24 protein-coding genes are annotated in these 25,305 nt (G+C 49.0%); 16 read left to right on the plus strand and 8 right to left on the minus strand.

Going from position 1 to position 25,305, the window contains the following annotated elements; all coding sequences use genetic code 11:
• Window positions 1–21 precede the first annotated feature (21 nt).
• The 3 genes from BUQ98_RS15080 to BUQ98_RS15090 all read left to right on the plus strand — a co-directional run bounded on the left by BUQ98_RS15080 (window position 22) and on the right by BUQ98_RS15090 (window position 3,901).
• Window positions 22–1,080 carry an HlyD family secretion protein gene (locus BUQ98_RS15080; RefSeq protein WP_074214603.1) on the plus strand — a complete coding sequence of 353 codons (1,059 nt, stop codon included), beginning with the start codon at window positions 22–24 and terminating at the stop codon, window positions 1,078–1,080.
• Window positions 1,081–1,092: 12 nt separating this feature from the next.
• On the plus strand, window positions 1,093–2,130 hold the full coding sequence (locus BUQ98_RS15085; RefSeq protein ID WP_074214604.1) for a DUF2955 domain-containing protein: 1,038 nt from the start codon (window positions 1,093–1,095) through the stop codon (window positions 2,128–2,130).
• Between the two features lie 166 nt (window positions 2,131–2,296).
• Window positions 2,297–3,901, plus strand: coding sequence for a methyl-accepting chemotaxis protein (locus BUQ98_RS15090; RefSeq protein ID WP_074214605.1), 1,605 nt, complete (start codon window positions 2,297–2,299; stop codon window positions 3,899–3,901).
• A 92-nt stretch (window positions 3,902–3,993) separates the two neighbouring features.
• On the opposite strand, the gene BUQ98_RS15095 is transcribed toward BUQ98_RS15090, so the two are convergent.
• A complete protein-coding gene (locus BUQ98_RS15095) occupies window positions 3,994–4,890 on the minus strand; it encodes a LysR family transcriptional regulator (RefSeq protein WP_074214606.1) in 897 nt (298 codons plus the stop codon).
• Between the two features lie 142 nt (window positions 4,891–5,032).
• Between BUQ98_RS15095 and BUQ98_RS15100 the strand changes: the two genes are divergently transcribed.
• From BUQ98_RS15100 to BUQ98_RS15125, 6 genes are all read left to right on the plus strand, one after another.
• Window positions 5,033–6,181: an S-(hydroxymethyl)glutathione dehydrogenase/class III alcohol dehydrogenase gene (locus BUQ98_RS15100; protein ID WP_074214607.1), complete on the plus strand. Its 1,149-nt coding sequence runs from the start codon at window positions 5,033–5,035 to the stop codon at window positions 6,179–6,181.
• Window positions 6,182–6,219: 38 nt separating this feature from the next.
• Window positions 6,220–7,056, plus strand: a complete 837-nt coding sequence (fghA, locus tag BUQ98_RS15105; RefSeq protein WP_074214608.1) for an S-formylglutathione hydrolase — start codon at window positions 6,220–6,222, stop codon at window positions 7,054–7,056.
• 307 nt (window positions 7,057–7,363) lie between these two features.
• Complete coding sequence (locus tag BUQ98_RS15110; RefSeq protein WP_074214609.1) at window positions 7,364–9,040, plus strand: AIPR family protein; 1,677 nt, start codon at window positions 7,364–7,366, stop codon at window positions 9,038–9,040.
• Window positions 9,041–9,346: 306 nt separating this feature from the next.
• Window positions 9,347–9,829, plus strand: a complete 483-nt coding sequence (locus BUQ98_RS15115; RefSeq protein WP_074214610.1) for a hypothetical protein — start codon at window positions 9,347–9,349, stop codon at window positions 9,827–9,829.
• 155 nt (window positions 9,830–9,984) lie between these two features.
• Window positions 9,985–10,353, plus strand: coding sequence for a hypothetical protein (locus BUQ98_RS15120; RefSeq protein WP_074214611.1), 369 nt, complete (start codon window positions 9,985–9,987; stop codon window positions 10,351–10,353).
• Window positions 10,354–10,439: 86 nt separating this feature from the next.
• A complete protein-coding gene (locus BUQ98_RS15125; RefSeq protein WP_074214612.1) occupies window positions 10,440–10,892 on the plus strand; it encodes a hypothetical protein in 453 nt (150 codons plus the stop codon).
• A 98-nt stretch (window positions 10,893–10,990) separates the two neighbouring features.
• Here the strand turns inward: BUQ98_RS15125 and BUQ98_RS16970 are convergent, their stop codons facing one another.
• Window positions 10,991–11,182 (minus strand): hypothetical protein, encoded by a 192-nt coding sequence (locus BUQ98_RS16970; protein ID WP_074214613.1) that lies wholly within the window; start codon window positions 11,180–11,182, stop codon window positions 10,991–10,993.
• Here BUQ98_RS16970 and BUQ98_RS15135 point away from each other — a divergent pair.
• Both BUQ98_RS15135 and BUQ98_RS15140 read left to right on the plus strand, forming a co-directional pair.
• On the plus strand, window positions 11,181–13,148 hold the full coding sequence (locus BUQ98_RS15135) for a methyl-accepting chemotaxis protein (RefSeq protein WP_074214614.1): 1,968 nt from the start codon (window positions 11,181–11,183) through the stop codon (window positions 13,146–13,148). The two genes, BUQ98_RS16970 and BUQ98_RS15135, sit on opposite strands and share 2 nt — an antisense overlap.
• Window positions 13,149–13,245: 97 nt before the next feature.
• Window positions 13,246–13,461 (plus strand): TIGR02450 family Trp-rich protein, encoded by a 216-nt coding sequence (locus BUQ98_RS15140; protein WP_074214615.1) that lies wholly within the window; start codon window positions 13,246–13,248, stop codon window positions 13,459–13,461.
• 98 nt (window positions 13,462–13,559) lie between these two features.
• On the opposite strand, the gene BUQ98_RS15145 is transcribed toward BUQ98_RS15140, so the two are convergent.
• Together BUQ98_RS15145 and BUQ98_RS15150 are read right to left on the minus strand one after the other, a co-directional pair.
• Entirely contained in the window at window positions 13,560–13,967 is a 408-nt protein-coding gene (locus BUQ98_RS15145) for a nuclear transport factor 2 family protein (RefSeq protein ID WP_074214616.1), read from the minus strand.
• Window positions 13,968–13,986: 19 nt separating this feature from the next.
• Complete coding sequence (locus BUQ98_RS15150; protein ID WP_074214617.1) at window positions 13,987–14,742, minus strand: SDR family oxidoreductase; 756 nt, start codon at window positions 14,740–14,742, stop codon at window positions 13,987–13,989.
• A gap of 144 nt (window positions 14,743–14,886) precedes the next feature.
• On the opposite strand from BUQ98_RS15150, the gene BUQ98_RS15155 reads away from it, so the two are divergent.
• On the plus strand, window positions 14,887–15,759 hold the full coding sequence (locus BUQ98_RS15155) for a LysR family transcriptional regulator (protein ID WP_074214618.1): 873 nt from the start codon (window positions 14,887–14,889) through the stop codon (window positions 15,757–15,759).
• Between the two features lie 147 nt (window positions 15,760–15,906).
• Here BUQ98_RS15155 and BUQ98_RS15160 read toward each other — a convergent pair whose 3' ends face one another.
• Entirely contained in the window at window positions 15,907–16,641 is a 735-nt protein-coding gene (locus BUQ98_RS15160; RefSeq protein ID WP_074214619.1) for a substrate-binding periplasmic protein, read from the minus strand.
• Between the two features lie 669 nt (window positions 16,642–17,310).
• On the opposite strand from BUQ98_RS15160, the gene BUQ98_RS17060 reads away from it, so the two are divergent.
• Entirely contained in the window at window positions 17,311–17,478 is a 168-nt protein-coding gene (locus BUQ98_RS17060; RefSeq protein WP_175566333.1) for a hypothetical protein, read from the plus strand.
• A gap of 145 nt (window positions 17,479–17,623) precedes the next feature.
• On the plus strand, window positions 17,624–18,877 hold the full coding sequence (locus tag BUQ98_RS15170; RefSeq protein ID WP_074214621.1) for a DEAD/DEAH box helicase: 1,254 nt from the start codon (window positions 17,624–17,626) through the stop codon (window positions 18,875–18,877).
• Between the two features lie 14 nt (window positions 18,878–18,891).
• On the opposite strand, the gene BUQ98_RS15175 is transcribed toward BUQ98_RS15170, so the two are convergent.
• The 3 genes from BUQ98_RS15175 to BUQ98_RS15185 all read right to left on the minus strand — a co-directional run bounded on the left by BUQ98_RS15175 (window position 18,892) and on the right by BUQ98_RS15185 (window position 22,602).
• Window positions 18,892–19,587 (minus strand): VC0807 family protein, encoded by a 696-nt coding sequence (locus tag BUQ98_RS15175; RefSeq protein WP_074214622.1) that lies wholly within the window; start codon window positions 19,585–19,587, stop codon window positions 18,892–18,894.
• A gap of 223 nt (window positions 19,588–19,810) precedes the next feature.
• Window positions 19,811–21,508, minus strand: coding sequence for a glycoside hydrolase family 32 protein (locus BUQ98_RS15180; RefSeq protein WP_074214623.1), 1,698 nt, complete (start codon window positions 21,506–21,508; stop codon window positions 19,811–19,813).
• Between the two features lie 101 nt (window positions 21,509–21,609).
• The gene (locus tag BUQ98_RS15185) at window positions 21,610–22,602 is read right to left on the minus strand and encodes a LacI family DNA-binding transcriptional regulator (RefSeq protein WP_074214624.1); all 993 of its coding nucleotides are present in this window, start codon (window positions 22,600–22,602) and stop codon (window positions 21,610–21,612) included.
• Between the two features lie 283 nt (window positions 22,603–22,885).
• On the opposite strand from BUQ98_RS15185, the gene BUQ98_RS15190 reads away from it, so the two are divergent.
• Both BUQ98_RS15190 and BUQ98_RS15195 read left to right on the plus strand, forming a co-directional pair.
• Window positions 22,886–24,319: a sucrose-specific PTS transporter subunit IIBC gene (locus tag BUQ98_RS15190; RefSeq protein ID WP_074214625.1), complete on the plus strand. Its 1,434-nt coding sequence runs from the start codon at window positions 22,886–22,888 to the stop codon at window positions 24,317–24,319.
• A gap of 27 nt (window positions 24,320–24,346) precedes the next feature.
• Window positions 24,347–25,297 carry an aminoimidazole riboside kinase gene (locus BUQ98_RS15195; protein WP_074214626.1) on the plus strand — a complete coding sequence of 317 codons (951 nt, stop codon included), beginning with the start codon at window positions 24,347–24,349 and terminating at the stop codon, window positions 25,295–25,297.
• Window positions 25,298–25,305 lie beyond the last annotated feature (8 nt).

Genomic DNA, 25,305 nt, shown 5'->3' on the forward strand with positions numbered 1-25,305 from the left:
TAATAGAGGTAAGAAGTACGAATGACACCGGATGAAAAATTTGCACGTTGGGTAAAAGTGGCCGCCCTCAGTTTTGTTTTGATTTTTGGCTACTTTTTGGTCGCCGATAACTTGATGCCGCTGACGCCTCACGCGATGGTCACGCGCACGGTGACTAAAGTGGCCCCGCAAGTCAGTGGGCCGGTCAGTGCGCTGGCGGTAGAAAACAACCAACGGGTTCACCAAGGCGATATTCTGTTTCGGATTGAAAGTGCGCCTTATCGCATTGCGGTCGACCAAGCCAAACTCGCCCTTGCCCAGGCAAGACAAACTAATGCTCAGTTAGATGCCTCACTAATGGCCGCGCGGCAAGATGTCTCAGCATTGGCGTCGGTCTTGGCACAAAAAGCGCGTGAAGCAAAACGCTTAAAAGCTTTGTTCGCCAAAAATGGTGTCTCGCAGCAGCAACGTGATGATGCGATCAGTGCGGCCAATACTGCTCGGGCTAAATGGGAAGCCGCGAAAGCGCGCGTCAGTGCCCTTCAGATCCAACGGGGTGGTGACGGTGCCAGCAATATCGCCGAACAAGTGGCGCTGAGTAAACTAAAAAAAGCCCAGCTTAACCAATCCTACACCACTGTTAGAGCCAGCCATGATGGGGTGGTAACCAACTTGCAGTTGGATGTGGGGGCTTATGCCAGTGCGGGTAAACCGCTGATGGCCTTGGTGTCTGAACGCGCCGATGTGATTGCCGATTTTCGTGAAAAAAGTGTCCGCGATGTGCACACCGGCACGCCAGTGAATGTCACTTTTGATAGCGAGCCGGGCAAACTTTACGCGGGACACGTGAGCAGTGTCGATGCCGGGGTCAGTGCCGGGCAAATCGATGCCAATGGTCAACTGGCCTCACCGTCTAACTCCAATCGTTGGGTGCGTGATGCGCAGCGAATGCGCCTGCACATTGAACTCGACGAATGGCCTGATCACTCCTTGCCAACAGGGGCTCGCGCCACGGTACAGCTAATGCCTGAAAGCGCAGTGACGCAGTGGCTGGCCCGTGCGCAAGTCGGTTTTTTGAGTATGCTGCACTACATCTACTAAGGGGAGTTGACGATGAGGTTATGGCATCACCCCTTAAGCGATAACGATGTGCGCCAGTGCGCGCGCATTGCCACCGGTGCGACGCTCGGTTTTGCGGTGTGTAAGTTTTTCGGTTTTAGCTTCGGGGTGTTTTTTACCGTCACCCCGATGTTGTTGCTTGGGCTTGTGCCCGTGATTAACGGTCGTGCTGCACGACAATTGCTCGCCTCTGCGGTGATCAGTGGGATAGAAGTTGGGCTGCTCGGCGGATTGTTTGGCGCGCATCCTGGGTTAATGACGCCACTGGTGTTTTTGCTTTTCACCTATAAGTTTGCCTGTATGTCCAAAGGGCGCTTCTTTCTTTTTGGCGCCAACAGTGTGTTAAGCCTGAGCATTATGCTGCACTTTGCCAGCTATCCCGATTTACCGATTAACACCTTAATCTTCGGTAACCTCGGCGCGAATGTGTTATCAGTCGCGGTGGCGTATTTAGTGACCTGGTTAATTCCCGATGTCACGCCACGTCAGCCGCCCGCCGCACCTGCAGGAGGAAAACAATCGCACCGGATGCGACACGAGGCACTAATGGGAGCATCGTTAGCGACCATTTCCTTTGTGGTCTTTCAGCTGTTTGATTTGCGCGACTCCATTTCGGCGCAGGCCACGACTGTGTTATTGCTGTTTCCCATGCACTGGAATGGTACCTTAAGTTATGCGCGAAAACGCACGCTGGGTACGGTGCTCGGTGTGGCATATGCAATGGCATGCCAAGTAATTTTGTACGATTGGTTTGGTGTATTGATCTTGGTCGTGCCGCTTTTGTGGATAGGGACGCTACTATTCGCCAAAGCCCACGTGAAAGAAGCCAGTGGGTCAGGGGTTGGATTTGGCGCCATGGCCACCTTGGGGATCCTATTCGGACAATCCTTAAGTCCCAGCCAAGACTTTATGTATGACGCGCTTTACCGTGTGAGCAGTAGTGCTGTCGCAATTGTGATCACCTTAATGCTGTGTTTTGCGCTCCACAAACTGCTTAACTGCTTTTCCGCGACTCGGTTTGGTGCCGCGTAAGCGTTTGAACCACCAAAGTTATTCCTCGCCTTAGTCAATCGATAATGGTTATTTTTGCGGTAAACATCCCATCCTAATTTGACTTTTGCGAGGTATCGCTTGTTTCTCCTCCGACCTGTCGCTATGCTCCTTGGCAGTTATGATGCACAGATAGGAAGTCAGCGAAGTGAAAAAACTCATCCTGATCGTGGTATGCGCCATGTTTGCCGTTGCGGCGATTGCCAGTATCACCGCAACCACCTTTATCTCGCATGACGAGATAGACAACATTATTCTCAAGCGTTCGCAAGCACAGGCTGAGCTCCTGGCCGATCGTGCTGAATACATTTTAGAAAACTCTTCTACTCCCACCGCCGATTTACAAGACATGGTGTCGGATCTCAAAGGTCGCGACGACATCAGCTATGCGGTAATGATTGATAAAAACATCAAAGCTATTGCCCACAGCGACACCCAAAAGCTGGGCAAGGTGTATAGCGATAACTATACCGTCGCGGGTGCCGGCCAAGGCCAACCGCAGCATTCTCGCTGGTATGCCGATGTGCAAGATGTGTGGGTATACGACATTATGATGCCGGTTTATGTCGATGGCCGCCTGTGGGGCGCGTTTGATGTTGGCATCCCGATTACGGAGGTCGATGCCGCTGCTAATGGTATCGTCATTGCCCAGCTCACCGCGATTGGCTTGATTTTTGTCGGTTGTACCCTGGTGTTGGTGTGGCTGTTGGGCCGTTTATTCGCGCCACTAAAAGGCCTCGAACATGCGCTGACCGATATCTCCAAAGGCGATGGTGATTTAACGGTGCGTTTGCCGGTGACGGGCAACAACGAAATTACCCGGATTTCGGTCGCGTTTAATACCTTTGTGGAAAAAATCGACCAAATCATCGCCAATGTAGCAGAAACCGGCGAAGAGCTGGGGCGTTCGGCTGAATCTCTACGTGATAAGGCGGCGCACTCACTGAAACGTGGCGAGTCGCAAAGCGAACAAGCCTTGCTGGTGGTCACCTCGATGAATGAGATGATTGCTACCATTAACGAGATCTCACAAAGCGCCTCGAATGCGGCAGACTCTGCCTCGTCGGCCAACAGTGAAACCGAAGCCGGTAAACAAACCCTGACCGAAGCAACCGCGACGATTAACCAGCTCGACACCGAGATGGACAATATGTCGACGGTGATCACTTCGCTGGCTGAACGCACGCAATCCATTGTGTCGATTCTGGATGTGATCCGGGGTATCTCCGAGCAAACAAACTTGCTTGCCTTGAACGCAGCCATTGAGGCAGCACGCGCGGGCGAAGCGGGACGTGGCTTTGCGGTGGTGGCTGACGAAGTACGCAGTTTGGCGACTAAAACCTCGCAATCGACCGAAGAAATTCAATCAACCATCGATCAGCTTCAGCAAGAGGCAAAAAACGCGGTTGATGCCATGGATACCAGCAAAGCGCTGACCACCGAGGGCAACCGTGCCACCGAGCAAGCACTGACCGCACTCGAAAGCATTGCTACGCAAGTCAGCACCATCTTGGATATGAACACCCATGTGGCGACGGCGACGGAGGAGCAATCGAGCGTGGCGAATGAAATCAACGTCAACATGGATACGGTCAACCAAGCGGCGCAAGCAGGGCTGGATGATAGCCACAGCCTTGAGGCGAGCAGCCAAGACTTGGCCGGTTTGGCGCGTACCTTAGACCACCATGTCGGCGCATTTAAAATCTCGGCAATTAAACCTGCCGAGAGCGCATTGCGGGCGGCGCGCGACTAATTCAGCGTTTACCCCAAGTAACCTCTATCGCCAGCCTTGTGCTGGCGATTTTTTTGCCAGCTAGCGCATCACACTGAGCCCGAGCCAGGCAGTTAAATGCCTGTTCGTAGCTGCTGGGCGGGTAAGTGCTCGGCCAGAAATGCCAACCAAGCTGAGACCTTGGGCTGTAACTGCCGCCCGCTCGGATACAGCGCCCAAATGCCCTCATCTTCTACCCGATAATCGGTTAACACTTCCTCCAACTCGCCGCTTGCCAACGCGGATTGCACGTAATAATGCGGCAGTTGAGCCAGCCCTAATCCGTGCTTGGCGGCATTGAGCAATGCCACGCCTGAATTGCAGCGCAACCGGCCTGACACGGTTAACGTGCGCACTTTGCCGCCGCTTTGGTAGTGCCAATGCTCGTTCGATCCTACTAAGCAGCTGTGATGACTGAGCGCACTGGGCGACTCGGGGCGGCCATTTAAGGCCAAATAGTCCGGGCTGGCGCAGATGGTTAATTGCCGCGACCCAAGTCGCTTGGCTTTCAGGCTTGAATCGGGCAAGTGGCCAATGCGGATCGCCACATCGGTACCGGTATCGGTCATATCCACCCGCCGATTGGTCAGATGTAAATCCACCGCCACTTGCGGATAGGTCACCATAAATGGCGCGAGCAGCGGGGCGATATATTGCTCACCAAAATTAACCGGCGCGGTGACGCGAATAGGCCCGGCAGGTAACGACTGAGCTTGAGTAATGGTTTGTTCGGCATCCATCAACGCGGCCATCAGCGGTCGGCAGCGCTGATAGTAGAGTTCGCCCTCATCGGTTAACGACACCTTCCGCGTAGTACGATGAAACAGCTTCACCCCCAAATACGCCTCGAGCGCAGCCACCCGACGACTCACTGACACCACCGTCGTGTCGAGTTTATTGGCCGCTTGCGTGAAGCTGCCATGCTCGGCGACCGATAAAAATTCGTTAAGTCCTTCCCAGTGGGGCGCCATTGCTGTCTATCCTGTTTCTATACACACATATACATTATTTCGTGAGTGAAATAATAATTTTCAAATTTGCGGGATTATAACTAAATCTAACTTGGTTAGCATAGTCAGGTATGCAATTAACAAGAACAGAAAGGAACCTCCAATGGCACTAACCATCCAGCCAGGACAAACACATATCAAATCCAAAGCCGCGGTTGCCTGGGGACCCGGTCAACCACTGAAAATGGAAGAGGTCGATGTTGAACTGCCCAAGCCAGGTGAGGTGTTGGTCAGAATCGTCGCTACCGGCGTGTGCCATACCGATGCGTTCACCTTATCGGGCGACGATCCTGAAGGCGTCTTCCCCTCGATTCTCGGCCACGAAGGCGGCGGGATCGTCGAAATGGTCGGCGAGGGCGTCACCAGCGTGGACGTGGGCGACCATGTGATCCCGCTTTACACCGCCGAATGTGGTGAGTGTAAATTCTGCCGCTCGGGCAAAACCAACCTGTGTGGCGCGGTACGTGAAACCCAAGGCAAAGGCTTGATGCCTGACGGCACGTCGCGCTTTTCTATCAACGGCGAGACCATTTTCCATTACATGGGCTGCTCGACCTTCTCGGAATACACCGTATTGCCAGAGATCTCATTAGCGAAAGTGAGCAAAGCCGCACCGCTAGAAGAAGTTTGCTTGCTCGGTTGTGGCGTGACCACCGGCATGGGCGCGGTGATGAATACCGCCAAAGTAGAAAAAGGCGACACGGTGGCGATTTTTGGTTTGGGTGGCATTGGCCTGTCAGCCATCATCGGCGCACGTATGGCCGGCGCTAGCCGCATCATCGGTATTGATATTAATGAGAGCAAATTCACCCTAGCCAAGCAACTGGGTGCCACCGATGTGATTAACCCGAAAGACTACGATCAGCCAATCCAGCAAGTGATTGTGGAGATGACTGACGGCGGCGTCGATTACTCGTTCGAATGTATCGGTAATGTCGATGTGATGCGCCAAGCGCTCGAGTGCTGCCACAAAGGCTGGGGCGAGTCAGTGATCATTGGGGTTGCCGGCGCAGGCCAAGAGATCTCGACCCGTCCGTTCCAGTTGGTGACAGGGCGCGTCTGGAAAGGCTCGGCATTTGGTGGCGTTAAAGGCCGCTCCGAGCTGCCCGGTATTGTCGAGCGCTACCTCGATGGTGAGTTTGGCCTGCAAGAATTTATCAGCTACACCATGGGCCTTGATGACGTGAACCGCGCCTTTGAACTGATGCACGAAGGCAAAAGCATTCGCAGCGTGATCCACATGGACCAATAACAGGACGGCCGCCGTGGCAACGCGGCGGTAAAATAACCATGCAACTAGAAAAAATAAGCGAAAACAAAGTCGCAGGCGGTTGGCACCAACGTTGGCAGCATGACTCAAGCACCACCAACGGCAAAATGACCTTTGCTATCTTTCTGCCAGAGAAAGCGAAAGAACAACCTGTGCCGGTGCTTTATTGGCTCTCGGGCCTGACCTGCACCGACGAGAACTTTATGCAAAAGGCGGGGGCATTTAAACAAGCTGCTACCTTGGGTATGGCGATTGTGGCACCGGACACCAGCCCACGCGGCGAGGGCGTGGCCGATGCCAATCAGTACGATCTTGGCCAAGGGGCGGGGTTTTATGTTAATGCCACCCAAGCGCCGTGGCAGTCGCACTACCAGATGTACGACTACGTCGCTCACGAACTGCCGGAACTGATTGAATCGCACTTTGCGGTCAACAACCAGCGCGCGATTGCCGGACACAGCATGGGCGGCCACGGCGCGTTAGTGATTGGTTTGCGTAACCCATCACGCTACAGCAGCATTTCGGCGTTCAGCCCCATTTGTCATCCCACTGAGTGCCCGTGGGGCAAACAGGCTTTTAGCGCCTATTTAGGCGATGACGAACAAACATGGCAAGCCTACGACGCCACCGTGTTACTTGCCCAAGGCCCCACCGCCATGCCGATGCTGGTGGACCAAGGCGACAAAGACGGCTTTTTGGCCGAGCAGCTTAACCCGCAAGCCCTAAAACAAGCGGCAGAGAAACACAACTCCCCGCTCACCTTGCGCATGCAACCCGGCTACGACCACAGCTACTTTTTCATCAGTACGTTTATTGATGAACACCTCGCCTTCCACGCCACTCGCTTTGCGCGGTAAGGCACAGAAAAAACGTCGAGACCCAAGCGGCCACCTAGGCCGCTTTTTTTGTACCCATTTCACAAAAGATGGTTTGGCTAACACTTTGGACAATAGCGCACGAAAAGCAAAACAGCGCTTGATACACTAATCCGCAAAATAGCCAATAAATGGCGTGTTAGGTGCCGACAACTGATCGGCGGTAGCGTGGTGAAACACTCGATGGTTAAGCAGCCTAAAGGCCAGATATACCGAAGACAGTGCGTGCCACAGTTTCTGTAAGTCAATATGATCTCCGATACAACTCTAAAAAAGAGAAGTTTAGATTATGAGTATAATTCACCTTAGACAAATAAATGCTTATCTCGAAGAAAATTATCGAGATCTAATTGATCTCGATGACGTTAAAGACAAAAGTAATAATGAAAAAGAACAGATCTTTAGAACTCGTTCTCTTGCTGCATATGCTTTAAAGACCCAAGCAGAAATTGAATTCGAAGTTTCTGCTAGATATGTGACAGATGGGTTTAAGGATAACGGGCTAGATGCTGTTTACTATAGTAGAGTTGATCGAGTTTTATATCTCGTTCAATCGAAATGGAATCAGGATGGTGGAGGTAGCGTTAGTGTAGGAGATACACAGAAATTTCTGCAGGGTTTTAAGGATCTTATAAATGCAAGATTTGAACGCTTTAACGATAAAATAAACAACAAAAAGCCGGAAATAGATCAAGCTTTAAATGATGCACAAACTCGTATAGTTATGGTCTTATGTTATACAGGTACTCAGCCATTGAGCTCGGAAGTTGAAACAATTATCCATGATGTTACAACCGAAATTAATGATACAACTGAAATTTTGACCTTCAAGACGCTGAGACAAAGTAATATATATAGTGCAGTTGCTAGAGGAGCAGAAGCTCAGCCTATTGATTTAGAGCTTGCGCTGCACTCGTGGGGACAAGTTAGAGAACCCTATATGGCTTTTTACGGTCAAGTTTCTGCAAGTGAAGTAGCTATATGGTGGCATGATCATTTTCCTCAAATATTCTCACCAAATATCCGTATTTATCTTGGAAATACTGAGATAAACGAAGGTATTACCGAAACTGTATTAACATCGCCTGAAAACCTTTGGTATTTTAACAATGGGATAACAGCTCTTTGCGCTAATGTGGGTAGGAAGCCTATTGGAGGAAGTGGAAGAGATATGGGTGTTTTCGAGTGTAGCGATTTTAAAATTGTGAACGGGGCTCAAACAGTTGGCTCTATAGCTGCAGCATTCGATAAGCAGCCAGATGCAGTACAAAATGCAAAAGTTCCTATAAGAATAATTTCATTGTCTGATACGCCGGAAGATTTTGGTAAAGAAATAACCAGAAATAATAATACGCAAAATCGTATAGATCGCAGGGATTTCGTTGCCCTTGATACAAACCAAGAGCGGATAAGAAATGAGCTACTGTTGGAGAATGTTGGATACGTTTATAAGTCTGGAGATTCTTTGCCAATCGGGATAGATGGATTTGATTTAGTTCAAGCAACTATATCCCTGGCATGTTCTCATAACGACTATACTTATGCTGTTCAGGCAAAACGTGAAATTGGTCGTCTATGGGATGACATATCCAAGGCTCCTTACAGAGCATTGTTTAATGACAGCGTTAATGGTCCGAATCTATGGCGTAAAGTTCTAATATCTAGAGTGATAGATAGTAGGGTTGAGGAGCTCCATCAGAATTCAGAAGGGCGAGCTAGACTTTGCGCTATTCATGGGAATAGGTTGATCATGTTTCTTGTTTTCCAAAACGTAAATTCCTCTATTTTTAGTGGTATTGGAGAGTTATCTACTAGCGAAGAGGATCATATAAGAAATTTAACAAATGAAATCTATCATAAAACGTTCTCTGTTATCGAAGAGGATTATCCAGATGCATACCCTGCAAGTCTATTTAAAAACCAGAAAAAATGTCGCCATGTGGTAGAACGTGTTCTAGCGAGTTAGTTGTAATAATTTGTCTCGTTCCCACGCTCCCGCGTGGGAATGCATATCTAGCTTTTATTCAAATACAAACAGCACCATCACGAGTGTAACATTACGCTGCCTAGAGCATTGAATCAGCTTGTTCGCTAAAGGTATTGTCGCTGTCCACGAATGTTAGAACAGAGATCAAGTGCCGTTCGGTGATTTTGTTGCGGATTGTGCCCATGATTCAAAATCCATATGCATTACCATGCATGGGCGTGGGAGCGAGTTAAAAAATAAGAGACGAGACATGTTATTTTTCATCAAATATAATTGGAGTTTTTTGTGCCTGAGTTAAAACCTCTAGATGGAATTAGTTCGAAAAGCAATCTGATATATTGGGGTAGGGTTTTAAGTAATATTGAGAATGAAATTGAAACGAGCAAAGAGTACGAAATGAATCTGGATGAAGCTCTATGCTATCCTCTATGGTTATTAGCTGCCTCCGAGTATGTTTTTTCTTTGATTCGTAGAAAGATAGGAATAATTTTTGACAAAGGTCAATCATTAGATTATCCATATGGAAAATTAGTTAAGGAATCCCAATGCCTTCTTAGCACGGTTGCTCACGAGTATGTGAAAGAATTCGAGATTATACGAAATACGATCATTCATAAAGGCTTTCCAAATGCGTTTTCTACTACAATGAAAAAAATAAAAGACAATGAGGAAGAAAGCTATGAAGAAATCCAGCATTCAATGAAAACGCCAAGTTTTTATTTGAGAGCAAGAAAAATGATAGAGGCTATCAAGTATGAGATTGGTTGATGGTGATAATAATGGGAATTTTTGTTAGTGTTTTTACTCATATAGTATATCAGACCGTAAGCGCATATTTTGTCAGTTTTTTCACATTGCATTAATGATGTGATATTTTGGTTGGATCCATTCTGTTTATGTTGTTTTATAAAATGGAGAAAATAATGAAGGGAGTTTTAGTGCCATTGTTGGCTTTATTTTTGACAGGCTGTGCCGGATTTGGTCAGGTCGAGCGTGTTGATGATTTATCTTTGACGCAGATAAAAGCGATGAATGAAATCGAAATCATCCAAAACCCTAGTTCTTTAAATTATGTCTCTAAAGGAAAAATAAAAGGTATTTCTTGCAAAGGATCAGCATTTAGTGGAGATACTTCAGAACAAGCAGCGATGACTCAATTGAAGATAAAGGCTGTTCAGCTAGGAGCCAATGCTGTATTGTATCCTACTTGCTCTCAGGATGCGTCAGTAGATTGGGGTAATAACTGTTGGGAGTCTTGGGTCTGTATCGGTGAAGCTGCGTTTCTTGAATAGCTTATACATAAATATAATTTTCCTCATGTTTCCAGTGCTGGGTGTCATGAAAGTTAGTCTGCACTATATTTTAAGGATATGAATCAATGAAGCATTTTTTGATTTTTGGCTTTGTTTTTATTTTGTTCGGGTGTTCATCTCCTGGTCCGATGCAAACACCTCAGGGTCCAATAAGCACACCGGCTTTTGAACCAATAGTACTTGATATGATTAAAGACGGTTCAGAGAAAGTTTTGTTTAAAGAATATACAACACTATATGAAGATAAAGATCTAAAGTCATGGGGAGTATTCTTCATTACCGAACATGGTGCATACATGGCAAATTGGAATTCATCGGAATACAAATATTACTTATCCTATAAATTGCCTATTGAAAAGCTATCTGATATCTCTGAACAGACTGTAGAACGTGATATGTGGATAGATTCTGATTTGCTAATTTTAAAAGATGTTACTGGAAAAGAAGTAGGATTTTCTTTGTATGGTAAAAATGCAGCAAGAGCAGTGTTACAAGAGATTTCTAGTCAATTAATGTAGAAAGTTTTCTCGTTCCCACGCTCCCTCGTGGGAACGAGTTACACCAACCCCAACCACTGAACCAAACCGAATCTCGTTCGTACTAGGTATCGCTATGTTTAACCGATGCAGTATATAACGGGGTTCGTGTGAACCCCATCAATCCAACCAAGTGATGCAATAGCAAGTGGACGGCGGTCAAACCCCTCCATCGCGATCAGCACGTTTTGCGCGAGAAAACACACCTTCATGGTAATTAGACGACTCGCTGCTACGCTTATAGCAAATAGCAGTGCAGAGGATTTTGCCATGACAATCAGCCGTAAGATTAAAGCCATGGCGCTTGCCCTTTTGCTGGGGTCATTTCTTACCATTTATCTGGTTATGGAGTGGGTAGCGAAGCCCGTTTTGCAAGAGCAGGCAGAGGCTGGCGCTCGGCAAACCGTCACAAACATTGAAGGGCGTATTGCCACGGCATTGAATGAAGGGGCAGTGTTGACCGATACACTCGCGGCGCTATCGGAAACATTGCCGTTAGATCGCGGGCAGTTTATTGAACGTCTTGAGCCCGTGGTCGATCACTATGGTAACGCCGCGATTGCGGGCGGTGGTGTTTGGCCTGAACCTGGTAAGTTAACACCGGGAAAAACACGTGACTCCTTATTTTGGGCTCGTAATGCACAAGGCTCGCTGGATCTATTAGATGATTACAATGATCCCGCTGGCAGTGGTTATCACAACGAAAGCTGGTATCAAGCAGGGCGAGGCTTACCGGCGGGGCAATGCGCGTGGTCTGCTGCTTATGAGGATGCGATTTCTGGCACACCCATGGTCACCTGTACGGTCACAATTCGCCGAGATGGCCAGTTTTGGGGCGTTGCGACAATCGATTTGATGCTCTCCGGTCTGTCAAACTTATTAACTGACCAAAATGAGGCAACCGGAGGCTATGCCTTTGTGCTCGATCAAACCGATCGCATTCTGTCGTTTCCCGATGTGCGTTCTTCAAGCCTTAGTATGCAAAGCCTGAGCGACGCAAGTAGACAGTATCCTCGTTTATCCCCGCTTGTCTCGGCCTTGGACGCTGAGGAGCCGGTTTATCTGCCGGAAGGTGTGGTAGGCGATAGCCGGTCGCTCCTCGTGCAGGTTCCTCTGTCGGAACAGGGTTGGACAGTGGGCATGTTGTTGCCTGAGGCAACGGCCTTGGCGGCGCTGAATCGAGTAAGTTCTGGCCTGTATATAACACTGTTACCGCTGGTGATTGTCTTCGCGTTAGTTGTGGTATGGCTCGGCCAGAGGCTCATTCGCAGTATCAAAGAAACGACTCAGCAGGTTAGCAGTCTATCGAAAGGTGAGAAAGGCGGTAAGTTAGAGATTGTTCGTGCTGATGAGATGGGCGAGCTACGGCGCGCTGTCAACGATTATGGCGCCCATCTTGAAAAAATTCTCGAAGACGTAGCGAGAGAAGCGATTGGCGTTAAAAGCAGTGCAAACGACTTACAGGCACTGAGCCAAGATTTGAGCGACCGAACGTCGGCGCAGACGAATGAGAATATCACGCTCGCCTCATCGATAAACCAAATGTCCGCAAGTGCCACCGAGGTGTCGAGCAATACTGCTACTGCCGCAGATACTGCCGAGGATGCGTCGCACGTGGTGGCAAAAGGACAGCAAGCCGTCGATGAGAACAGTGACGCGATTGCCAAGCTTGCTACCACACTGAAAGAAGCCTCCTCTGTGATTGATAAACTGGCCTCAGATTCACAGCAGGTGGGAACGGTCCTTGAGGTCATCAAAAAGATTTCCGAGCAAACCAATCTACTAGCACTGAATGCGGCTATCGAGGCGGCGCGTGCGGGAGAGCAAGGACGTGGGTTTGCAGTGGTTGCCGATGAGGTGCGCTCATTGGCCGCCAAAACGCAGGAATCAGCGGAAGAAATTGATGGCATGATTCAGCAGCTTCATTCGGCGGCTAGCCAGGGCGTGGACGTGATTGAATCGAGTTATCAGTTGTCTCAATCTTCGGTTGAGCGAGCGAGTGTGGTGCGTGAGCACTTTGAAGAGATTGTCACAGCATTTGATAACATCAAAGAGCGCACCGTAAGCATTGCCACGGCATCGGAGCAGCAAGCGCATGTAACAGAAGAGATCAGTCAACTGGCGGATCGAATCAGGACGTTGTCGGAGCAGAACGCTGAAGGGGCATCTGAACTCAAAGCAATGAGTGCTGATTCACTCGAACGGGCTGACCGTCTAACCCAAATTAGTCAATGGTAGCGTTCGTTTACCTTGTATTGCTATTCTTGAAAGGGCTGATAAGTCGAAACGAATGCATTCCTTGTCAGCCTCATCCGGTGTTTGTTAAGGGGCAGTCGTGAACCAAATCAATCCAGCCAAGTTACGCAATAGCAAGTGGACGGCGGTAAAACCCATTGAACGCGAGAAGCACTTTGTAGTCTCTGACGTTGAGTATGATGAAGACGGTGTGGTGGTGTTATGCGTGCTTGAGTCGGTGCTGTCGAAAAAAGAGTATCCAATTGACTGGCGTGAGCTCAAAAGTGACGAGAAGTGGCGTCAAGGGTGGAAGTGATATTAAAGGGAGGAGGCTATCCTCCCTTTTTTGATCTGTTCTGAACGCCGCGCGTGGCGCTTGCTATTGCGCGTGTAACATAACACTAACTCGGGTCGTTAGTCGTATCGCATCGTCCAACTGACGATCTTGCCTTCCTCGACAATGAACAGAAAATCCGCTGGACTTCGGTAATTGTCATTGTTGACGTAAGTGCCGGTGACGATGACTTGTTTGCCATCGACCATGAGTGTCGGGTTCGCTACTCGTCCATGCACATCGATAATATCGGATTCGAGCCATGCCCTGAACTTGTCGCCGGTTTTCTTGCGCGCGTACCAACGCTCGTACTCCTGGGTCGCGTTCTGTGCAAACAATGACCGGATGTGCTTTGCATCGTTGGCTTCCATCGCGCTGACCAATTCGGAGATAACCTGCTCGGGCGTTCGGTTTTCGCTAGCATATGCGGAAGACGTTCCCAGTAGCGCAACGCTCATCAGCATTAAGACAACAAAAAATCGGTTCATGGCATGGCTCCTTATTTTATTAACGGGTCGTGTATCCGCCGTTGGCGAAAATCGTTTGTCCAGATAGCCACCAGCCATCGGTTGCAAGGAATTTTACGATTGGTACGATATCCTCGATCTTGGTGAGATCGTTACCCAGTGCCTGTGACTTATGAAACGCCACTCGCTCAGGCGTTTCTTGACCGTAGAAAAACGGCGTATCCATTGGACCCGGGCCGATATTGTTCACCGAAATGCCGCGTGACGAAAACTCCTTGGCTGCTGCGCGGGTGAAATGTTCCACCGGAGCCTTACCGCCAGCATAGGTTGAATAACCGTCGGTAAACGCGGCGAGCAATGACGTCACAATAGTGATCAGCTTACCGTTATCATTGAGATGTAAGCCTGCTTCTTTCATGAATAGAAAGGCCGACTTGGCGTTAATCGCCATCATGTCGTCGAGCTCTTCTTCCGTCGTTTCAATGATGGGCTTGCGCAGTACCTTACCCACCGTATTGATGGCTACATCGATACCACCAAAGTGATCCTTCGCCTGTTCGAACAGGGCGGTCACGTTAGCGCCTTTAGTCAGATCTCCCTGAATCGAGATGGCTTCACCCCCCGCCTCTTTGATGGCCTTTACTGTTGCGTCTGCGTCGCTTTCCGTCGCGGCACTGTGATAGTGGACCACGATCTTCGATCCCATCGCAGCGAACTCGCGGCTGATAAGACCACCAAGGTTCTTGGCGCCACCGGCGACCAATGTGACTTTACCGTTCATATCAATCTTAGACATAACCTATCTCCCGAGTGAGTGAGTAATGTCAGCCAGCCAGTTGGTTAGCGTGACATCTACAGGCTATCTAGTTGACGGTAGCGCTGGAAGGGTGTAAATAAACAATCATTAATTGCGAAATTAACAATAAATGGCGATGTAGCGATGGATAATGTAGAGCGTCTGTTTCTCAGGGTGGTGGAGACCGGTAGTTTCAAACGCGCCGCTGAACAACTCAACCAAGAGCCGTCTTCAATCAGTCGCAAGGTCGCGGCGCTCGAAGATCGCCTCAAGGTTAAGTTGCTCAGGCGCTCAACCCAACGCACGACGCCAACCGAGCTGGGTCAACGTTACTATGAGCGCATGCGTCATATCGTCGATGAACAAACTGAGTTAGAGGAAGAAATACGGAGTGGCGTCAATCGATTAAGTGGCACCCTGCGGATCGCTGCTCCGGTGGATTTTGGGACGCGATTTGTGGTGCCGGTGGCAAGGCAGATGCAACAGCAGAGCGACGATCTCAATATTGAACTCTTACTCGGCAGTCAGTTCGACAATCTGCAAGAGAAGAGCATCGACGTGGCTGTGCGTATCGGTAATCTGCCTGATTCAAGTCTAGTGGCAAGAAAGTTGGGTGATGTACCCAGGGTACTGGTTGCAAGCCCCGATTACCTCAAGACACATGGTGAGCCTCAGACGATTGACGATCTGGAACAGCACAATTTCGTGCAGTATTCTCCTGAGGCACGTCGCAGTGACATCAAGTTTGCAGATGGTCAGTACTTCCCACATACAAAAATACATAGCAATATCACTGTCAACAGCGTAGAAGCGATTCGTGAATTAGTGCTGGCCAATGTTGGTATTCATCTTGGGCCTGAGTGGATATTTAAGAACGACCTGAGTCGCGGACGTGTCGTCAGGCTTTTGCCTGATTACCGCTTAAGCAGTTTTCCTGTTCATGCTGTTTACTTGGCGCGATCCTACTTACCGTTCAAAACCAGAGAGTTTACTCGTCTGCTAGCGGATTCACTGTGAATAGGCGTGGATTGTTCAACCATTAGTCGACGGATGTCGGACGCGTGACATCAAGCTTATCTCTATCTAGCTACCTTAAGATGGCTTTTGTGGGATCAGAGCATAAGCTTGATAAGCGGTTCACCGATTTATTCAACAACCCCGCGTTTACTTAAAGTGTTTTTCTATTAGACTCTCGAACTCTTTTTTATTAACCATCTCTTCGAGCGAAGGCATGAGCGCGTCTATTTGGTCTTTTCTTTTCGACTTATCAGATACTTGTAACCAAATCTCTTTCTCACCTAGGACGAAAGGCTTGCCTAGTTGATTGACGTTAAATCCTAGTCTGCCTAGTTCAGAATAAATGACAGTCTCGTTTCCTGCTATCGCATCGACCCTATTAGATTGGAACATTTTAGAGACTCTCGCATAGTCTTTTGCCGAACGTTTACGCAGTGTCTCATCTTGGTCGAATTGATTATTGAGAAGTATGTTTAATCCTATTCCAATGTTTAATCCGTCCAGCGAGGAATAACTATTTAAATCTCCTCTCGCTACTACGATATTATTTTGTGAGTTGATGAATTTCAAAGGTGTGATGCCATTTAAAGACTCTGTCTTATAAAAAATGGCAAAGTCTGCATCGCCATTTTTTAACATGCTTATCATTCTTCCATAGGGCACTAATCTTAAGTCTATGTCTACTTTTGATTTTTCCTCGAGCGCTTTAATATACTCAGGAATGATCCCAGAGGGAGAGCTATTGACGCGTTCGCCCCAAGGGCGAAGCTCAAAGGCAACCGCCGTCAACGTGCTAGCTTGAGCAGCTAAGGGATTAATGTAGAGCGCTACAAGTAGCACAATTAACCCTAAGTTTTTCTTTGAAAAATAGTGTGTTATCATTTTAAATCTCCAATACTCTCACATGTCAAAGCTTTGAGTTTTTATTGATTTTATAATGGCAGTTTTCTTTATCAAAAGTCTCATAGAAACTTCTTTGAAGTGTTGAAAACCACTTTCCAGTGAGTATAGAACAACAATACTGCCGTCTATAAGAAATGTAATAAATAAATGCATGTTATTGAAATATTTATGATAATTAATGCGGTCTGGAAGGTTGCAGTTTTTAACGAACATAATTTACATTGTCGGCCAAGTTTTTCAACGATGTCTTTTGTTCATGGTGCGAGTTACTAAGATGCTGAATAAAAATTAGCCAGTAGATATCGGACCTGTATTTTTCACTAATTTTATCGCCAGTATTCTCATAAATTCAATTGGTTAGATTGTGCTTCATAGTTCGTTTTACAAAAGGTTCAATGGAGTGCTTGACATGTTGATATTTATCACAATATGTTACTCTCGATAGATTAATCAGTTGGAAAAAAGAATGTCAAAAAAGTGTAAATCAAAAGGACAATAAAGAATCTCGTTTACTGAAGAAGAAGCAGCAGTAATCAATACTGTCCTTGATAGAATGCAGTATGTGAGAGGTAAGGTAACAACTCCAAATAGGTTCATTAAAGGCTCTACACTTGATAAAGCTGATGCCATTAATCAAGGAATATATAAATGAAAAAGAAAAAATTTCGAGTACAACCCGGTAAAATCTATAAAGTAGGTTTTGGTGTTAATCAAATGTGCAAGGTTAGTGACGCTGCAAATAGTATCGGAGAAACAACGCAGGAATTTCTGAAAAAAGCAGCGATAGAGAGAGCAAAATTATTAATTGGGGATTAATCCCATGTCGTCAAGGTTGGAAATAAAAACGCGTAGTGCAAGCACCTAAAATAGGCGGGGGTTATCGAGCAGAGTGTGGTACAGTCCGCGCCCTGTTTTCCTGCATCTTTGCGATGTTGGCTGCCGCTAAATAAAGGTCTCGTTCATGCCGTTTTCTGCTCTCTCATTGTGTTCTGAATTGCTTCACGCGCTGCCTAACGCGTTTAAACAACCAACGGCCATTCAAGCGTTGGCGATCCCAGAGCTGTTAGCGGGTAACGATGTCTTGGCATTGGCAAATACGGGCAGCGGAAAAACGCTTGCGTACGGTTTGCCGTTGTTGGAAATGTTAAACGTAAATCCACAGCACCACGCGCTGATTTTAGTGCCGACGCGTGAGCTGGCGATGCAAGTTAGTGACGCGATCAACCAAGTGGGTAGCGCGTTAGATCTCAGTGCGATTTGCTTATGCGGTGGCGTTGATAAAGCGGCGCAACAACAAGCACTGGCGGAAAATCCCAACATTCTTGTGGCGACGACAGGGCGGTTGATAGATCTAGCCAACAACGGCTTAGACTTGAGTACGGTGCATTACTTGATTTTGGATGAAGCGGACCGTTTGCTCGATATGGGCTTTTGGCCGGATGTGCAAAATATTGCGATGCAAAATATTGCGATGCAAACCGCAAGCAAACGCCAAACCGCAATGTTCTCAGCCACGTTCTCCGATGACCTCAAGCAAAAAGCCAACCAGTTAATGGTCGCGCCAAAACAGGTGGCAGTACCCCAAGAAAACAACACCCACCAAGGCATTGTGGAAACGCTTTATTTGGTTAACAAAGGCAGTAAAACCAAGGCGTTGATTGAATGTATCAAGCAACACGCGTGGTCACAGGTGTTGGTGTTTGTGGGGGCGAAAGAAAATGCCGATGGCTTGGCGAAAAAGCTCAACAAAGCGGGCATCTCGACCTGCGCACTTCATGGCAATAAAGCTCAAGCCGAGCGAGAGCAAGCCCTGGCACAATTTAAATCTGGCCAAATCAATGTATTGATAGCGACTGATTTGTTAGCGCGTGGTATTCACATCGAACAGCTGCCGGTGGTGATTAATGTTGAATTGCCCATGCATGCAGAGACCTATATTCACCGTGTGGGACGAACCGCTCGTGCTGGTGAGCAAGGTGTGGCGATGTCTCTGGTGTGTCATGGTGAAATGAACGCACTCAACGGCATTCGTCACCTGACGAAAAGGGCGTTGCTGGTGCAAGAGCTGGATGGTTTCCCGGTGACAGATAAACCATCGACTGGCGAAAGCAAACGCGCCCCTCGCGATAAGAAAGCCAACCGACGCACGAATGCGAAAAAGAGCATTAAGCAGTTTCAAACAAAGCCGAAACGCTCAGCGTCGGGGGCAAAATAAGGCGTGTTAGGGGGCTATTTCAGGTGGAAGATTTGCTCTGTTTCTAGCGATGTCATCGCGCGGATCTGGCGCCAAATGTAGTAAAAAATACCAAACATCATCAACATGCTAGGGATAGCAATCATCGGGTAGCTGTATAGCGTCATTTTGCCTAGCTCTTCATTAAACGCGGACGTGCCGGCAGGGCTGGTGACAATCCAGGTGGCAAGGAAATAGTTCATCGCCGATGAGAACACAAAGGTGCTGGCGAACAGGTAGTTTGACCACATCAAGCAGCGCTCAAAGGCGGCTGATTGCCCTTTCTCTTTTAAGCGCTGATTGATCAATGAGAGGTTGAGCACGGTGTCATTCAGTATTAACTTCTGCATCAGTGGGTAGCGAGTAAAGGTTGACCCTAACACCGCCAAGCCAATAAGGCCGGGGATCAGTGCCTCTTTTAAGGCTAACCAACGGGTATCGAGCTCGAGTAGGCCAATCCCGCCTGTCAGTAACACGCTGATAAAGCCCAGTGCTGCGATAAAATTGAATTTCTGGTTACGGACCAGATCCATCCCGCCGTAAGCGAGAGGAAAGGCCAAAGCGACGACCAGTGCCATGGCGGTACCTAGGTATTCATCGCCGCTCAACTTCATCAGGATGATCGAAGGGATGAAAACGTTGAACAGGATTTCAAACAAGGGACTCGGCTTTTTCGCGGTGGTATTGCTCATAATGTGTGACTAACTCTACGTGATATCGGCTGTCATTATACTCTGCCAAGCAGTGTTCATCGACCCGCGATCGATGTAAAGCGCAAAAGCGCACCGTTGTGTAACTATGTGTGAAATCAACTAAAGCAAAGCCAGTGGGTGATTATAGGTCACTACTTATGTGGTGCCACTGGGCGATGCTTCTTCGTAACAGTCCTGCTTTTATCCTCGAATCCCTATTTACTCACCTAACACTGGCGTTTTTCAACGCATACCAATCCATCTCTTTTGGCAAAGGCGTGTCGTGGCGATCGCGTGTCAGCACTAAAAAGGTTGCATCAATAGCGCTGAAGTAACGGCTGGTCATCGTCCATTGACCGCCGGCGATAAAGAACTCCAGTGAGCTGGTATCGGCGAGGACTTGTAGTGGCAAATCTTCTAGTGGCTCGGGCAAGTGAATACAGCGGCGGGTATCGCCTTCTGTGGCGAGGCTTGCGCTTCTATCCAGTGTTAGGGTGCGGCTGTCACCGTCAATGGTGAGTGCACAACCGGATGGTTTGCCGGAGGAGGCTGGCGTCATCATGCCGCTGCGGCTGTGAAAGTATAGCGTGTAGTGGCCGCTGGCCGGGATGGGCAGCGTGGTGTTGAGCTCAAACTGCTTGGTGCCTAAATCCACGGTGGTTGAGTGGCACTCAGGGTTAATCACCAAAAGTTGCTGAGGGCCTCTTAAGCTTTGCAGCGCGGCGGCCGGGCGCTGATAAATTTGCCCATTTTCCCAGCGTAACTCACGTGGACAGGTTAACTGATGCAACCAGCCCGCACTTTGACTGGGTTGTTCAACTTCGTCTGGCAGGCCCATCCAAGCAATGAGCATGCGCTTATTGTCAGGGGTCTGCGCCGTCTGCGGGGCGTAAAAATCAAACCCATGATCCAGCACTTGCCAGTTATTAAGCGTGATGCCGTCCGCTTCTAGCGTGGCTTTGGCGTAACCATTGTGGTGAGGAACTTGATGATCGGGCGTTGGTGATGGGCTGCCTTGTGGGCAGAGAATACAGAGCCATTGATCGCTTAATTGGAACAGATCTGGGCATTCCCACATATAACCATGCTCGCCTAGGTTATCGCCACTTAATCCGTCGTAGTGCCAATGCAGGCCATCAGCAGACGAATACTGCGCCAGGCGGCCTATTTTATCTTCACGTTGCGCGCCCAACAGCATCCGATAGTGTTGGCCGTCATGGATGACTTTGGGATCGCGAATATGCTCGGTCACGCCTGCTGGTGGGGCATCAATCACCGGGCCGAGCTTTTCAAAATGAATGCCATCGCTTGACCGCGCCACACATTGGGTTGTTTGGCGCAAACGCTCGGGGCCAATGCGGGTATTGCCGGTGTAATACAGCCAAAGGGCGTCGTTCATCACCATGGCGTGGCCTGAAAATACCCCATGGCTGTCATACCAATCACTGGGGGTGAGGCCGAGCGGCGCGGTATGCCATTGCACCCCATCAGGGCTGATTAAATGCACCCAGAATTTATCTTTGTGCTCACAGGCAAAGGGATACCACTGATAAAAAAGGTGATAGTGACCTTGAAAGTAAATAAAACCATTGGGGTCATTCAGCAGCCCTTGGGGAGGGCTGATATGCCATCCGGGGCGATGGAAATCTGTCTTTTGGCTGGGTGAATAGAAGGGCGCGGCTTGTTCTCGCAGGTTGTGGTCGATCACGCGTCCCAGTGCCGTTAGCGCTCCCTGACTGACGGGTTGATCGAGGGTGATCTGGCGTAGTGAATGGCTAATCGTACTGATTGGCAGCACGTCTTGGTTCACGCGTTCAAGCTCGATGAGCTCAATGATCACCTTGTCTTGATGGCGCAATGCTCGTCGCACGTTATCAGCGCCACCACATGCGTCAACCAAGCCTGTTGGGGTTATTTCCATCTATCCGTACCAATTTTATTTTCGGGAACGTTCCAAAAATAGCGAATAAGACGGCGGTGGCGCAAGTAAAATTTCTCTGTATTGGGTTAACGATCGCTGTGTTAAGGGCAAGTGGCGCGGCTGATATAGTTAAAGCCCATCACCAATTTGGACACATGACTTTGCCCAGTTTCCAGTAATTCGAGCAGCATTTTGGCACCACTTTCTCCTGCTGCATCAAAGGCATAGTTAAACGTCGATAAGCTTGGCGATACCACTTGGGCAAGTTCATCATCGCCCACTCCCATCAGCTTCACGGTGTGCCCAGGGGGGACCCCTTGTGCTTGTAAGGCTTGGATAGCGCCAATCGCGATGCGGTCGGTGGCACAGAATACGCCGTCAAGATCGGGATATTGCTCTAGCATCGCGGTCATGGCGACATAGCCCGATTGAATCGAGAATTGGCCTTGGTAATGGAACAAGGGTACCGTTTGGGTCAACGTGGTCAATGCGCTCTCAAAGCCTTGATAACGTTGCTGATCAACGGCAATATCTTCCGCTTGTACCCCCAGAAAGCCCATCTGTCGGCAGCCAGCATTAATAAGCTGCTCGCCAGCACAAAAGCCCACCCGATAATCATCATGGATCACGCTGGGAATGTTATAGGGTGAGCCGTCTTGACCAATTACCACCACCGGCGCACTCGAGCGCTTAATGGCGTGCACCAAGTCGGGGTTGAGCGTGGAGGCAAACAGCAGTATCCCTTCTACGCGTTTTTGGTTGAACAAATCGAGGTAGTAACAAATACGTTGATCGTCTTGGCGCGTGTTGGCCAATAGCACATGTTTTCCTTTTTTATCAAAGACATGGCTAAGCCCATCAACGCTGGCGGACATCGCATTTGATGACACTCGCGGTACAATCACCCCGATGAGGTTGGTTTTGTTGGATTTCAAATCCTTAGCGATTTGATTGACCACATAGCCGCATTGTTCGATGGCGCGGTTAACTTTGTCAATGGTGGCGGGTTTTACGCCATATTCCTGGTTAATCACGCGTGAAACGGTTGATTTAGAAACACCCGCTAAACGGGCGACATCATTCAAGCTAGCCATGGGTTCTCCTTTGCTGGGAGTGCTATGATCGGCTTTTTTACCGATCGTTTGCAAACAAACCCGCCTAAACGCACCTTTATTAGTGATATTAATCACATTAATGGCGAAGTATATGGTGTGGTTTTCTGATCGATCTCACAGGCATAATCCCTGACACTTGATGCTTTATAGGATTCAGCACATCATTTTCGGGATCGTTCCCGAAAATGCGGAGCGTGTGACGGCCACACGATAATAAAAGTGACGGTGGCAAAGACGGTGAGAGCGTGCAGGGGAAGTAGCTATGAACTACCAAAAAATAGCACAACAACTACTTGATAAACTGGGTGGAAAAGAAAACATCTCGGCGGCGGCACACTGTGCCACGCGGCTAAGACTCGCACTCCATGATGATAACTTGGCGGATTTAAGCGCGATTGAATCGATTGAAGGTGTGAAAGGCCAATTCCAAGTCAGCGGTCAATTACAGATCATTTTTGGCTCGGGCATTGTCAACAATGTTTATGCCGAATTCAGCAAATTAACGGGCCAGTCAGACATGTCGTCGAAAGACGTAGCAGCGGCTGGCGCTGAAAAGCAAAATTGGCTACAACGCGCGGTGAAAGGGCTGTCAGATATTTTTGTTCCCATTATTCCAGCCATCGTCGCCGGTGGTTTGCTGATGGGGATTTTTAATATCCTGACTGCGCCGGGTTTGATTATTGATAGCAAATCTTTGATTGAGGCCTACCCACAAATGGGCGACTTGGCCAGCATGATCAATACCTTCGCTAATGCGCCGTTTGTGTTCTTGCCGGTACTGCTGGCGTTTTCTGCCAGTAAAAAGTTTGGTGCTAACCCCTTTTTGGGCGCGGCACTGGGAATGTTAATGGTCCACCCTGACCTGCTCAATGGCTGGGGCTTTGGCGGTGCGGCGGTGTCCGGCGATATTCCAGTATGGGAAATCTTTGGTTTTGAGATTGAAAAAGTCGGGTATCAAGGCTCGGTACTGCCTGTGCTGGTTGCCACTTATATTCTCGCCCAAGTCGAGCAAGGGCTACGTCGTATTATTCCCTCGGTGCTGGATAACTTGCTGACACCGTTGCTGGCGATTTTTATCACCGGGCTGATCACCTTTACCCTGGTGGGTCCATTTACCCGTGATCTCGGCTTCTTGCTCGGCGATGGTCTTAACTGGGTGTATGAATCAGCAGGGATGATTGGCGGTGCCCTGTTTGGTTTTGTGTATGCGCCGTTTGTGATCACCGGGATGCACCACAGCTTTATCGCGATTGAAACCCAACTGTTGGCAGACATTGCGGTCACTGGCGGTACCTTTATTTTCCCTATCGCGGCGATGTCGAATGTGGCGCAAGGTGCAGCCTGTTTAGCGTTTGGGCTAAAAACCGCGGATGTCAAAGCGAAAGGGATTGCGATGCCTGCAGGGGTGACAGCACTGCTCGGGATCACTGAGCCGGCGATGTTTGGTATTAACCTTAAATACCGTTATCCGTTTATCGGGGCGCTGGTAGGCGCAGCCTGTGCAGGCGCGTTCATCACCTTCTTTAAAGTGAAAGCGCAAGCGCTGGGTGCCGCGGGGCTACCAGGGATCATTTCGATTCGCCCTGACGGAGTGGTGCCGTATATCATCGGAATGGCTATTGCTTTTGTCATGGCGTTTGCGGTGACCTATGTACTGGGTACCCGTAAAAAATATGCGCAAACAGCGGCGGCGTAATCGAGCATTGAACGAGGAGCAAGCGTGATGAGTAAGGTATGGGTCACTGGCGATGCGGTAGTGGATTTGATCCCTGACGGTGAACGCCACTACCTAAAATGTCCGGGCGGTGCGCCCGCTAATGTGGCCGTGGCGATTAGCCGGTTGGGGGAGAAAACGGGCTTTATTGGTCGAGTGGGCGACGATCCATTGGGACGTTTTATGCAAACCACGTTGGCCGATGAAGGCGTAGACATTGCGTTTATGCATCGCGATAACGCGCAACGCACCTCAACCGTGTTGGTCGATCTGGACGACGAAGGTGAGCGTAGCTTTACGTTTATGGTGAAACCCAGTGCCGATCAGTTTGTGCAGCCGGATGACTTCCCTGTGTTTGAAAAGGGGCAGTGGTTACATGCTTGCTCCATTGCGTTAGCTAACGAACCCTCGCGATCGGCCACGCTCGGCGCCATGCAAGCGTGTCGTGACCAGGGTGGGTTTGTCAGCTTTGACCCTAACTTGCGTGATGATTTGTGGCAAAGCGAGGCGCAGATGCTAGAGACCGTGAGGCAAGCCTTGCCGCTGGCAGATGTGGTCAAAGTGTCTGATGATGAACTTGCTTTACTGACCGCGCCGTTAGTGACAGGCTCCGAGCCCGGCGAGAACCTGTCCATCGAATCACAACTTGAAGTGCTTGTCTCGCAGGTACCTAATGTTGCTTTGTGGGTGGTCACGCAAGGCAGTGACGGTGCACAAGTGGCGTTCAACCGAGCGCTTTGGCAGGTGGCGACGACACCCGCCAAGGTTGTGGATACCACTGGCGCTGGTGATGCGTTTATGGGCGGCTTGTTGGCTGCCCTTACCAAGTTGCCCGACTGGCAGTCGCCAGAGGCGGTGACTGAGGCCGTGCGTCAAGGCAACCGCTGTGGCGCGCTGGCCACTACCGCAAAAGGCGCAATGACTGCCTTACCCACCGCGGTTCAGCTCAACGTTGAATAGCACGCTAT

The sequence above is a fragment of the Salinivibrio sp. ES.052 genome (assembly GCF_900141775.1).
Classification (GTDB): Bacteria; Pseudomonadota; Gammaproteobacteria; order Enterobacterales; family Vibrionaceae; genus Salinivibrio.

Coding starts and splice junctions, on each gene's coding strand:
- BUQ98_RS15100 (WP_074214607.1), top strand. CDS start 5,033: ATGGCACTAACCATCCAGCCAGGACAAACACATATCAAATCCAAAGCC.
- BUQ98_RS16970 (WP_074214613.1), bottom strand. CDS start 11,182: ATGGCAAAATCCTCTGCACTGCTATTTGCTATAAGCGTAGCAGCGAGT.
- BUQ98_RS15190 (WP_074214625.1), top strand. CDS start 22,886: ATGAACTACCAAAAAATAGCACAACAACTACTTGATAAACTGGGTGGA.
- BUQ98_RS17060 (WP_175566333.1), top strand. CDS start 17,311: ATGAAAAAGAAAAAATTTCGAGTACAACCCGGTAAAATCTATAAAGTA.
- BUQ98_RS15120 (WP_074214611.1), top strand. CDS start 9,985: ATGAAGGGAGTTTTAGTGCCATTGTTGGCTTTATTTTTGACAGGCTGT.
- BUQ98_RS15080 (WP_074214603.1), top strand. CDS start 22: ATGACACCGGATGAAAAATTTGCACGTTGGGTAAAAGTGGCCGCCCTC.
- BUQ98_RS15185 (WP_074214624.1), bottom strand. CDS start 22,602: ATGGCTAGCTTGAATGATGTCGCCCGTTTAGCGGGTGTTTCTAAATCA.
- fghA (WP_074214608.1), top strand. CDS start 6,220: ATGCAACTAGAAAAAATAAGCGAAAACAAAGTCGCAGGCGGTTGGCAC.
- BUQ98_RS15095 (WP_074214606.1), bottom strand. CDS start 4,890: ATGGCGCCCCACTGGGAAGGACTTAACGAATTTTTATCGGTCGCCGAG.
- BUQ98_RS15155 (WP_074214618.1), top strand. CDS start 14,887: ATGGATAATGTAGAGCGTCTGTTTCTCAGGGTGGTGGAGACCGGTAGT.
- BUQ98_RS15195 (WP_074214626.1), top strand. CDS start 24,347: ATGAGTAAGGTATGGGTCACTGGCGATGCGGTAGTGGATTTGATCCCT.
- BUQ98_RS15085 (WP_074214604.1), top strand. CDS start 1,093: ATGAGGTTATGGCATCACCCCTTAAGCGATAACGATGTGCGCCAGTGC.
- BUQ98_RS15170 (WP_074214621.1), top strand. CDS start 17,624: ATGCCGTTTTCTGCTCTCTCATTGTGTTCTGAATTGCTTCACGCGCTG.
- BUQ98_RS15175 (WP_074214622.1), bottom strand. CDS start 19,587: ATGAGCAATACCACCGCGAAAAAGCCGAGTCCCTTGTTTGAAATCCTG.
- BUQ98_RS15135 (WP_074214614.1), top strand. CDS start 11,181: ATGACAATCAGCCGTAAGATTAAAGCCATGGCGCTTGCCCTTTTGCTG.
- BUQ98_RS15145 (WP_074214616.1), bottom strand. CDS start 13,967: ATGAACCGATTTTTTGTTGTCTTAATGCTGATGAGCGTTGCGCTACTG.
- BUQ98_RS15160 (WP_074214619.1), bottom strand. CDS start 16,641: ATGATAACACACTATTTTTCAAAGAAAAACTTAGGGTTAATTGTGCTA.
- BUQ98_RS15125 (WP_074214612.1), top strand. CDS start 10,440: ATGAAGCATTTTTTGATTTTTGGCTTTGTTTTTATTTTGTTCGGGTGT.
- BUQ98_RS15150 (WP_074214617.1), bottom strand. CDS start 14,742: ATGTCTAAGATTGATATGAACGGTAAAGTCACATTGGTCGCCGGTGGC.
- BUQ98_RS15110 (WP_074214609.1), top strand. CDS start 7,364: ATGAGTATAATTCACCTTAGACAAATAAATGCTTATCTCGAAGAAAAT.
- BUQ98_RS15180 (WP_074214623.1), bottom strand. CDS start 21,508: ATGGAAATAACCCCAACAGGCTTGGTTGACGCATGTGGTGGCGCTGAT.